General features: G+C 40.1%; 8 protein-coding genes. 4 read left to right on the top strand and 4 right to left on the bottom strand.

The genetic code is table 11. From position 1 onward, the window contains the following. Positions 1 to 115 precede the first annotated feature (115 nt). Positions 116 to 484 carry an MmcQ/YjbR family DNA-binding protein gene (locus tag A9Z07_RS03610; protein ID WP_069576836.1) on the top strand — a complete coding sequence of 123 codons (369 nt, stop codon included), beginning with the start codon at positions 116 to 118 and terminating at the stop codon, positions 482 to 484. Between the two features lie 49 nt (positions 485 to 533). Here A9Z07_RS03610 and A9Z07_RS03605 read toward each other — a convergent pair whose 3' ends face one another. The 4 genes from A9Z07_RS03605 to A9Z07_RS03590 form a co-directional block, all read right to left on the bottom strand. Beyond that, positions 534 to 1,385 carry an SPFH domain-containing protein gene (locus A9Z07_RS03605; protein WP_047429660.1) on the bottom strand — a complete coding sequence of 284 codons (852 nt, stop codon included), beginning with the start codon at positions 1,383 to 1,385 and terminating at the stop codon, positions 534 to 536. 18 nt (positions 1,386 to 1,403) lie between these two features. Continuing rightward, positions 1,404 to 1,862: an NfeD family protein gene (locus A9Z07_RS03600; protein ID WP_005259288.1), complete on the bottom strand. Its 459-nt coding sequence runs from the start codon at positions 1,860 to 1,862 to the stop codon at positions 1,404 to 1,406. A 180-nt stretch (positions 1,863 to 2,042) separates the two neighbouring features. Further along, positions 2,043 to 2,960, bottom strand: a complete 918-nt coding sequence (locus tag A9Z07_RS03595; RefSeq protein ID WP_032863967.1) for a patatin-like phospholipase family protein — start codon at positions 2,958 to 2,960, stop codon at positions 2,043 to 2,045. Between the two features lie 63 nt (positions 2,961 to 3,023). Next, on the bottom strand, positions 3,024 to 3,650 hold the full coding sequence (locus A9Z07_RS03590; RefSeq protein ID WP_069576834.1) for a lysophospholipid acyltransferase family protein: 627 nt from the start codon (positions 3,648 to 3,650) through the stop codon (positions 3,024 to 3,026). Between the two features lie 143 nt (positions 3,651 to 3,793). Here A9Z07_RS03590 and A9Z07_RS03585 point away from each other — a divergent pair, with 143 nt between their 5' ends. The 3 genes from A9Z07_RS03585 to A9Z07_RS03575 all read left to right on the top strand — a co-directional run bounded on the left by A9Z07_RS03585 (position 3,794) and on the right by A9Z07_RS03575 (position 6,875). Then, positions 3,794 to 5,050 carry an MFS transporter gene (locus A9Z07_RS03585; protein ID WP_069576832.1) on the top strand — a complete coding sequence of 419 codons (1,257 nt, stop codon included), beginning with the start codon at positions 3,794 to 3,796 and terminating at the stop codon, positions 5,048 to 5,050. A gap of 73 nt (positions 5,051 to 5,123) precedes the next feature. Further along, a complete protein-coding gene (locus A9Z07_RS03580) occupies positions 5,124 to 5,315 on the top strand; it encodes a hypothetical protein (RefSeq protein ID WP_032811053.1) in 192 nt (63 codons plus the stop codon). A gap of 273 nt (positions 5,316 to 5,588) precedes the next feature. Next, positions 5,589 to 6,875 carry a DcaP family trimeric outer membrane transporter gene (locus A9Z07_RS03575; protein ID WP_069576830.1) on the top strand — a complete coding sequence of 429 codons (1,287 nt, stop codon included), beginning with the start codon at positions 5,589 to 5,591 and terminating at the stop codon, positions 6,873 to 6,875. Positions 6,876 to 6,999: the final 124 nt, after the last annotated feature.

Raw genomic sequence — 6,999 nt, 5'->3', positions numbered from 1 at the left:
ATAAAAGACCATCTTGTATGGTCTTTATTTTTAGAGAATATAGATAATCATGATTTAAAAACAGTTTTAGAATAAAGCAAAACAATGATGAAGATCGCGTAAAAGGGAAGATGTCATGAATCAGAACCAACTCGAACAATGCGCTTTGCACTATGCACAAAATCTGGCATTTTCAATCCAGTCGCAACCTTTTGGCCCTGATTTTGAGGTGTTCAAAGTCTTCGATAAAATGTTTATGTATATTGGTTTTAATGCAGGAAAATTAATTGTAACGGTGAAATGTAAGCCTGAGAAAAGTCTGGAATATCAGGAACTCTATTCTTCAATTTCAGCGGGCTATCAAATGAATAAGAAACACTGGATTTCGATTGCCAGTAGTCCAGAGATCACGCCTGATCTGGTACAGGATCTCATTCAGGATTCCTATGATCTCATTATCAAGAAACTTCCAGTTAAGACCCGAAAGCTGATCGGGGAAGCTTAAAAAATAAAGCAGCGAAAAAACGCTGCTTTATTGTTATTGGAAAGTGGGTTTAGTGTTTGCCCATAATTCCACGAATGGCATTGAGTACATCGGCAGGGAGAACCACTGTTTTTGCATTGCCAGATTTAGATAAATCCTGCATTGCTTTAACGTATTGTTCACCGAGTAAATAAGCCACAGGAATCTCTTTATCACCTACTGCACTTGTCACCATCTCAATGGCACGTTGTGAAGACTCGGCAAGAACAACCTGTGCTTCTGCATCACGACGAGACGCTTCCAGACGACCATCTGCTTCCAGAATTGCCGCCTGTTTTTCACCATCAGCTTTGGTCACAGTCGCACGACGTTGACGTTCAGCGGCTGCTTGCGCTTCCATAGCGGCCTGCATGGTGTGTGAAGGTTGAATATCCTGAATTTCAACGGTTTTCAGGGTAATGCCCCAATCTGAAATATCATCAGAAATGGCAGCTTTTAATTTCGCTTTGATGTGGTCACGAGAAGAAAGCGCATCATCCAGATCCATTTCACCCACGATAGAACGAAGTGAAGTCTGAACAAGATTTTGAATTGCCCAAGTATAATTCTCAATCCCGTACACCGCCTTTTCTGGTGTAGTAAGATTGATATACGCTACGGCATTCATCACCAACACAGCATTGTCACGGGTAATTACTTCTTGTGAAGGAATATCCAAAACAATATCTTTGGTGGTAATTTTATAAGCCACTTCGTCCACATAAGGAATCACGAAGTTTAGACCTGGACTCAACGTGGTATGGTATTTACCTAAACGTTGCACAATCCATTTATAACCTTGGGGAACAATACGAACCCCTTTAAAAATGGTTATACCGATAAAAGCTAAAAAAGCTAAAACAACAATCGTACCGACAGACATTAGAAACCCTCTTTGTGTTTATGACGTATGAGGTTGAACGACTAAATCATTACCCAAAATATCAACCACCCGAACGCGATCACCGACCTGTACTGGATCAGTACAACGGCAATGCCATTCATCAGAACCTAAAACAGGTATCGGAAAGCGCACAATAATTTGTCCATGTTCAAGACCAGTCTGGATCACCATACCAACTTGACCAATGGTTGCTTCGCGAGGGAGACCTGCTTTGGTTTTATCAATCGAAAGCGGTTTGATAAATTTGAACCAAAGAATCGTACATAAAATAGATAAAATACCCCAAGTAATCACTTGGGTGGTAAAACCCATCATCGGGAAAAGCCACAGTAAAATACACACCATGACTGCTGCTATGCCAAACCACAATGCAGCAAAAGCAGGCAAAATCAATTCTGAAAGAATCAGTAAAATCCCTAATACAAACCAGTGCCAAGGTTCAACTACAAATTCCATAGATTTGCTCGCATAACTAAACGGAGTAGAGGTGAAAAAATATTCACCTTAGCACTGTAACAGATGATTATCTTTATGAATATGAAAAGATTGTTTTTTTAGGCATTGCGGCTGTTGATGATTAAAGATCTTGCACATCTTGCAAGTTTAATAGCTTTCAACAGCCTTTTAGGTGGGGTTTTAGAATTTTGGTCGTGGTGCTGGTTTTAAGGCAGCAGGAGATTTTTTAAATGCGGTAATCGCATTTTGAATCGCCGTAATCTTGGCTTGAGCTGCCTTTTCACCTTCTAAAATAGCTTCATTACTCGATTTAAGGTCAAGCACGCCCAGATGACCCACTTTCGGTTGAATCACAATCGTTGCCTGATTCAGTTCTTCATTAATACTTTGTTGGCCCATGATATTGATGGTCTGGTCTAACAAGCCCCACATGCTGAGCGGCTTACCACCGACGGGACGTGCAGAAATATCCACGGCAATCACAATATCAGCACCCATATCCTTTGCGGTTTTTACAGGAATTGGGCTGACTAAACCACCATCCACATATTTGGTCTTGCCAATAACCGCAGGCACAAACACATTGGGAATACTGCAAGATGCACGTACTGCCTGACCAGCATTACCTTTAATAAACTCGGCTTTTTTGCCACTGTCTAAACGGGTGGCGACTGCGGCAAAACGAATCGGGAATTGTTCAATCGGTTTATTGCCGACTTGGCTATTTACATAATTCTGTAGTTTCTGACCAAGAATAATGCCCTGACTATTAATGGTGAGATCACGCAAATCAGATTCTTGCAGTTTTAAGGCAAGGTTCTGCATTTGATAAGGTGTTTGACCGCTGGCATAAATACTACCAACAAAGCTACCTGCACTGGTGCCAGTCACAATTTTAGGTTTGATGCCATGTGATTCTAAAACTTTGATGACACCAATGTGTGCAAAGCCTTTGGCACCGCCACCACCTAATGCAATGGCAACCACAGGTTCACGGGCCTGAATTGCTGATGTAGGCGGTGTTTTCTTTGTGATTTGATCACAACCAAATAAAGCAAGACCAAAAACAGCCAAGCAAGACAGTCGAGCAATGTTCATAACAAATGCAGATAAAATGTACAAAAAAGATGCGCACATCAGAGCAGATTTGCCCTTAATTTTCTAGTTTTTTTTCACAAGTTTTTGTAAGGGTTCAGCCAGCCAATCTGGATTTTTCGGCGAGAAGTGCCCAACGTAACGTTGCATGATCTGATCAAGGTCTTGCTGATAATGACCAGTCGGAGTAAATTCCCCCAAACAATAAATGGTTTTATGGTCATAATCAAAAGCAAAGATTACGATTGGAATGCCTGCTGCATGCGCAATGTGATAAAAACCACTTTTCATTTTTTCGGCTTTTTTACGTGTCCCTTCAGGCGCCATACCGACCCAGATTTTGTCATGCTGTTGAATGGTGGCAACCACTTGTTCAGTCAGGCCATGCGCACTGTCACGACGAACGGGAATCAGTCCCGCCCAGTTTAATAGCGGCTGGAGCGGGGGCTTGAATAAGGTATCTTTACCCAGTACGGTAATTTTCAATCCCAACCCACCAATCGCCAGAAAGCCATACCAGCCGTCAATATTTGAGGTATGTGGAGAAATGATAGCCACTGCTTTAGGTAAGTTAGGAATTTCTCCTACTACAGTCCAGCCTTGTGCAAGGAACAGTTTTTTACACAATGCACGGCTATAGGCTGTTCCACGTTGTGGAACCAGTGGAGGCAAATCTGGAAAATGTTGTGGCATACATGAATATAAATAATGACAACTCTATTCATGTTAAACGTTGATGACAGGGACTGCATTGGCAAAAAATAAGATTTTATTGCCAGAAGAATGAAAGGATTGGATACTTAAGGCCCGTTATTGCCTCGCTCTGGAAACTCAAAATGCCTAATCTTCGACAGGTTTACATTTTATTGTTTTCTTTGTATTGGGCACAGGGTTTACCTGTTGGATTTATGACCCATGCATTGCCTGTAATCTTAAGAGCGCAAGGCGTATCGTTGGCACATATTGGCGGCTTTGGTTTACTGATGTTGCCGTGGTCGATTAAGGTGTTTTGGGCTGCCTATGTTGATCGTCTGGCATTATCTCGATTAGGCCACTACCGTAGCTGGATTATTCCCACACAATTATTCAGTGTAATCATTCTGATTATTTTATCTTTTTTCCCGATTCAGGCACTGGATCAACCCAGTTATCTGCTTATTTTCTTTGTCTTACTTTTCTTAATGAACTTCACTGGCGCAACCCAAGACATTGCAACCGATGGCTTGGCGGTCAATTTGCTCAAAACAGATCAGCAGCATTGGGGCAATACTTTTCAAGTGATTGGTTCACGTCTAGGTTTTATTGTGGGTGGCGGGGCAGTGCTCTGGTGTCTGGACTGGTTACAGTGGCAAAAAACCTTTCTGGCTTTGGCCTTGTTGGTGTTTCTCAATACTTTACCTGTGTTGCTCTATCGAGAGCCTACTCATGCAAACTCAACTACAAGAACGCAGACATCTTCTGTTCCATTGATGCAGGCAATTAAGGCCTATTTAAATTATTTTCAATCCTCAAAAGAACTAAAAGCATGGTTATTGGTCTTGATCAGTTTCAAAGTTACAGACGGACTTTCAGGTCCTTTATTAAAGCCACTGATGGTAGATATGGGATTGAACTTCACCCAGATAGGCGTCTACATCACCATGCTTGGTGCGGTCGCTGCGCTTGTAGGTGCGGGGATAGCCGGATTGTTGCTCAAACATTTTTCCAGAACAGCGAGTTTGATTGTTTTCTCTATTTTAAAAATAACCAGTTTGATCGCTTATGCTGTGATTGCTCAAGCTTATGAATCCCAAACTCAAATTGCACCGATCTGGTTATACGCCGTCAATGCATTTGAAGATGCTTGCTCTGCCATGCTTTTGGTGGTGATGTTGACACTGGTGATGCAATATAGTCGTAAGCAATTTGCAGCAACCGACTTCACTTTTCAGGTCTCGATCATGGCGACTGTCAGTGGCTTGCTGTATTTAGTCAGTGGAATGATTGGAGATGTGTTTGGTTATTTCCATTATTTGATCGCTATTGTCATTATTGGCACGGTTACTTTGCTCCCTATTTCTCTCTGGAAACATGCAAAATTACAAGAAAAATAATGTTAACTAAATGAAATAAAGAAATTTAATGTCGATTAAGGAGTGATCTAGTCATTATCTACTACCTTTGTCTATGTTTTTAAAAATGTATGTTTTTAGCTATTTAAATGCTCTATTAATTGTGCCATCTTGTTTGGGTAGCAAATGGAAGCTAACTGGAGTAAAAATGGATTGTGTTAACAAGAAAAATCATGTGAATCAATTAAAATGGGTAGAAAAATGTTCAAGTAGATTGGATATTAGCCTAAAGTCTAAAAAAGAATAATGAAATAACGATTTAATCATTCTATAAGATAAGAGAGTTGTGTAGGATTCGTTACAACATGAAGTTAAGGTAAAAATCTGTAAGTCAAAGTATGTTTTTTATGTCTTTGGTTATTGGTTTTGGTCTTGCATAACGTTGAAATTGGTTTTGGTTGCGGTAATAAAATTAATGTAACCAAAGTGGAGGAGAGTTGATTTTTTAGCCCCTTAATTTAATGGCGTAAATCAACTTGGCATGGATAGGCAACATAAAATATATTTTTTGGAGTTTTTGATGGATCTATTCCTTAATCGTAAATCTTTAGTTGTTAAAAGTTTAGCTCTTACAGTTACAGCTTTAATGATGAGTGGGGCACATGCTGCAACTTCCGACAAAGCGGAAATTCAACAGCTTCGTAAAGAAGTTGAGGCTTTAAAAGCTTTAATTCAACAACAAAGCCAAGTACAGCAACAACAACAGCAAGTACAGCAACAACAGCAAGTTCAACTCGCTGAAGTTAAGGCGCAACCAGTTGCTGCACCAGTTTCACCGTTAGCAGGATTTAAATCTAAAGCTGGCGCTGATGTGAACCTTTATGGTTTTGTTCGTGGTGACGCTAACTATATTATTGAAGGTGCAGATAACGACTTTGGTGATGTAAGTAAGTCAGACGGCAAAACGCATGATAAATTACGTGCGACTGCTAAAACGACACGCCTTGGTTTAGATTTTAATACGCCTGTAGGAGACGACAAAGTAGGTGGTAAAATCGAAGTTGACTTTGCGGGTACGAATGATGGATTACGTATTCGTCATGCTTATTTAACATATAACAACTGGTTATTTGGTCAAACAACTTCAAACTTCCTGTCTAACCATGCACCAGAAATGATCGACTTCTCGACAAACATTGGTGGTGGTACTAAACGTGTTCCGCAAGTACGCTATAACTACAAGTTAGGCCCTACTACACAATTATTTGTTTCTGCTGAAAAAGGTGATAGCACTACTTCGGTAACAGGCGATAGTATTAAGTATAGCCTACCAGCATTAACGGCTAAAATTACTCAAGGCTATGCAGAAGGTAAAGGTTCAGCTTCAGCGCGTGTTCTAGTCGAAAAGTATAAATCACAGCTTGCTAATGATGATAAAACTGGTTGGGGCGTAGCTGTTGGTACTGATTTTAAAGTATCTGATCCTTTAAAACTTTTTGCTGATGCATCATATGTTGTTGGTGATAATAGTTATTTATATGGTAGTAACACTCCTTACGCAGTGGATGGGAATTCTATCGAGCAAAATGAATTTGTAGCAGTACAAGTAGGCGGAACGTATAAGGTTCTACCTAACTTACGTTCTACTCTAGCATATGGTGCTCAATTCGCTGATGACGGTACTGACTTTGCAAGATTAAATGCTTCTGCAAATGAAAAAGTTCAACAAGCGTGGATCAACTTCATCTATACACCAGTTAAACCAATTGATTTAGGTGTCGAATATGTCAACGGTAAGCGTGAAACGTTTGCTGGTCAGTCTTACAAAGATAACCGCGTTGGTCTAATGGCTAAATATAGCTTCTAATTTTTCAACGGTTTATGTTTTAATGAGTCGAGGTTTATATTAACCTCGACTTTTTATTTTTAAATTAGCTAAATAAAATAAGACGATGAGGCGAGCTTTTCTCAGGTCATTCTATTATTTAAGT

The sequence above is a fragment of the Acinetobacter sp. YK3 genome (assembly GCF_001729365.1).
Lineage (GTDB): Bacteria > Pseudomonadota > Gammaproteobacteria > Pseudomonadales > Moraxellaceae > Acinetobacter > Acinetobacter vivianii.
Note: the sequence above shows the minus strand (reverse complement) of the source record. Positions and strands in the feature narration are given on the sequence as shown.